This is a genomic window from Rathayibacter sp. AY2B7, assembly GCF_002931635.1.
Taxonomy (GTDB): Bacteria; Actinomycetota; Actinomycetes; order Actinomycetales; family Microbacteriaceae; genus Rathayibacter.
Window position 1 is genome coordinate 1 of sequence record NZ_PSUC01000177.1, and the last position, 3,417, is coordinate 3,417.

Below are 3,417 nucleotides of genomic sequence, written 5' to 3' on the forward strand. Positions count from 1 at the left end.
GGCGGCCTGCTGCTGCAGGAGCCGGACCGCTTCATCGGCGGCCCCGGCGAGGTCAGCTCCGGCTGGCAGCTCGTCGCCGGCGAGCCCGCCGACGCCGACACGATGCTCGACCTCGAGTTCGCGTGGAAGGCCTGCCGCGCCGTCAAGTCGAACGCGATCCTCCTCGCCAAGGGCGGCGCCTCCGTCGGCGTCGGCATGGGCCAGGTCAACCGCGTCGACTCCTGCCACCTCGCCGTCACCCGCGCCGGCGACCGCGCCCCCGGCTCCGTCGCCGCCTCCGACGCGTTCTTCCCGTTCGCCGACGGCCTCGAGGTGCTCCTCGCCGCCGGCGTGAAGGCCGTCGTCCAGCCCGGCGGCTCCGTCCGCGACGCCGAGGTCATCGACGCGGCCGCCCGCGCCGGCGTCACGATGTACACGACGGGGGAGCGGCACTTCTTCCACTGAGTGACGGGCGCGGAGCGCCCGCCACTCGGGTGCTTGTCTTCCCCGCCGCTCCTTGCGCGGCGGGGCGCGGTCGGCTCGGCGACGGGGTGCGTTCCGTAGAGCGGGTCGCGTCGCCGGTCGCGGGAATCGCTGGGCACGCGATTCCCGCTGAACCGGCTCTGCCTTGGCGTGTTCGTCTTCCCCGCCGCTCCCCGCGCGGCGGGGCGCGGTCGGCTTCGCGACACGGAGCGTTCCGCGGAGCGGGTAGCGTCGCCGACCGCGGGAATCGCTGGGCACGCGATTCCCGCTGAGTCGGCTCTGCCTTGCGGCGGGCGTCTTCCCGGCCGCTGCTCGCGCGGCGGGGCGCGGTCGGCTTCGCGATGTGAGGCGTTACAGGGAGCGGGGGCGTCGCGGGTCGCGGGAATCATTGGGCACGGGACGCCGCTGAAACCGCTCTACCCTGCGGCGGGCGGCTCTTAGGGGGCTGCTAGGGGATCGACAGGCGGGGCGCGGGCGGGGGCGCGTAGGGTCACCGGGTGCCTTCCGACTCGACGCCCGCGTCCACTCCCGACACCCCGACCGCCGCTTCCACGATCGCCCCGAACCGGGGCCGCGCGCCCGGGACGGGCCGCCGGATCCTCGTCGCGCTGCTCGCCGCCGCGGCGACCGCGCTCGTGGCGCACCTCGCCAACCTGCTGGCCTTCTTCATCGGCAACCAGCTGCAGCCCGGCTCCATCCCGCAGGTCAACGCCTACTTCCTGCTCTCGAGCGTGCTCGGCTTCGTGGTCGTCCTCGTCCTCGCCGTCGCGGGGGCGCTCGGACGCACCTGGAGCGCCGCCCTCGCGGGACTCGTCGCGGGCGTGGTCGGAGCCGTGTTCGGCACGCTCGTCCAAGCCAGCGCCACCGGCGAGGCCGTCACGGGCGCCGTCTGGGCCTCCATTTTCCAGACCTTCGCCGGACTCAACCTCGTCTTCCTGCTCGCGTTCACCGTCTCGGCGGCGAGCGTCGGCCGCACGCTGTGGAACCGCCTCCGCACCACGGGCGCTCCGGCCGCCGCCGTCACCGACCGCCGCATCGCGATCGTCCGGGCCCCGGCCGCCGACCTCTCGGCGGGCGAGCTCACCCACCTCGAGCGCGTCCCCGTCGACCAGCAGCGCGCCCAGCAGCAGTGGGAGGCGTACGTCGACCTGCTCGAGCGGGCCGGCTGGGAGACGGTCGAGGCCGCACCGGCGCCCGGACTCGCCGACTCCGTCTTCCTCGAGGACGCGGTCGTCGTCTTCGGCGACCACGCCGTGATCGCCCGGTCCGGAGCGGAGTCCCGCCGCGGAGAGACGGCGGGCGCCGGTGCGGCCTCGACCGTCTCCCAGCCGGCCCGCTCGAGCAGGTCGACGTACGCCTCCCACTGCTGCTGGGCGCGCTGCTGGTCGACGGGGACGCGCTCGAGGTGGGTGAGCTCGCCCGCCGAGAGGTCGGCGGCCGGGGCCCGGACGATCGCGATGCGGCGGTCGGTGACGGCGGCGGCCGGAGCGCCCGTGGTGCGGAGGCGGTTCCACAGCGTGCGGCCGACGCTCGCCGCCGAGACGGTGAACGCGAGCAGGAAGAGGAGGTTGAGTCCGGCGAAGGTCTGGAAAATGGAGGCCCAGACGGCGCCCGTGACGGCCTCGCCGGTGGCGCTGGCTTGGACGAGCGTGCCGAACACGGCTCCGACCACGCCCGCGACGAGTCCCGCGAGGGCGGCGCTCCAGGTGCGTCCGAGCGCCCCCGCGACGGCGAGGACGAGGACGACCACGAAGCCGAGCACGCTCGAGAGCAGGAAGTAGGCGTTGACCTGCGGGATGGAGCCGGGCTGCAGCTGGTTGCCGATGAAGAAGGCCAGCAGGTTGGCGAGGTGCGCCACGAGCGCGGTCGCCGCGGCGGCGAGCAGCGCGACGAGGATCCGGCGGCCCGTCCCGGGCGCGCGGCCCCGGTTCGGGGCGATCGTGGAAGCGGCGGTCGGGGTGTCGGGAGTGGACGCGGGCGTCGAGTCGGAAGGCACCCGGTGACCCTACGCGCCCCCGCCCGCGCCCCGCCTGTCGATCCCCTAGCAGCCCCCTAAGAGCCGCCCGCCGCAGGGTAGAGCGGTTTCAGCGGCGTCCCGTGCCCAATGATTCCCGCGACCCGCGACGCCCCCGCTCCCTGTAACGCCTCACATCGCGAAGCCGACCGCGCCCCGCCGCGCGAGCAGCGGCCGGGAAGACGCCCGCCGCAAGGCAGAGCCGACTCAGCGGGAATCGCGTGCCCAGCGATTCCCGCGGTCGGCGACGCTACCCGCTCCGCGGAACGCTCCGTGTCGCGAAGCCGACCGCGCCCCGCCGCGCGGGGAGCGGCGGGGAAGACGAACACGCCAAGGCAGAGCCGGTTCAGCGGGAATCGCGTGCCCAGCGATTCCCGCGACCGGCGACGCGACCCGCTCTACGGAACGCACCCCGTCGCCGAGCCGACCGCGCCCCGCCGCGCAAGGAGCGGCGGGGAAGACAAGCACCCGAGTGGCGGGCGCTCCGCGCCCGTCACTCAGTGGAAGAAGTGCCGCTCCCCCGTCGTGTACATCGTGACGCCGGCGCGGGCGGCCGCGTCGATGACCTCGGCGTCGCGGACGGAGCCGCCGGGCTGGACGACGGCCTTCACGCCGGCGGCGAGGAGCACCTCGAGGCCGTCGGCGAACGGGAAGAACGCGTCGGAGGCGGCGACGGAGCCGGGGGCGCGGTCGCCGGCGCGGGTGACGGCGAGGTGGCAGGAGTCGACGCGGTTGACCTGGCCCATGCCGACGCCGACGGAGGCGCCGCCCTTGGCGAGGAGGATCGCGTTCGACTTGACGGCGCGGCAGGCCTTCCACGCGAACTCGAGGTCGAGCATCGTGTCGGCGTCGGCGGGCTCGCCGGCGACGAGCTGCCAGCCGGAGCTGACCTCGCCGGGGCCGCCGATGAAGCGGTCCGGCTCCTGCAGCAGCAGGCCGCC

At 75.1% G+C, this 3,417-nt stretch carries 1 protein-coding gene and 2 pseudogenes; 2 read left to right on the forward strand and 1 reads right to left on the reverse strand.

All coding sequences use genetic code 11. The features are described 5' to 3' along the window. Positions 1 to 444: pseudogene (gene purH, locus C5C27_RS16975) on the forward strand (bifunctional phosphoribosylaminoimidazolecarboxamide formyltransferase/IMP cyclohydrolase); the annotation flags it as partial. Between the two features lie 515 nt (positions 445 to 959). Then, on the forward strand, positions 960 to 2,243 hold the full coding sequence (locus C5C27_RS16980) for a hypothetical protein (protein ID WP_104314990.1): 1,284 nt from the start codon (positions 960 to 962) through the stop codon (positions 2,241 to 2,243). A gap of 730 nt (positions 2,244 to 2,973) precedes the next feature. Here the strand turns inward: C5C27_RS16980 and purH (C5C27_RS16990) are convergent. Then, positions 2,974 to 3,417 (reverse strand): annotated as a pseudogene (gene purH / locus C5C27_RS16990) (bifunctional phosphoribosylaminoimidazolecarboxamide formyltransferase/IMP cyclohydrolase); the annotation flags it as partial.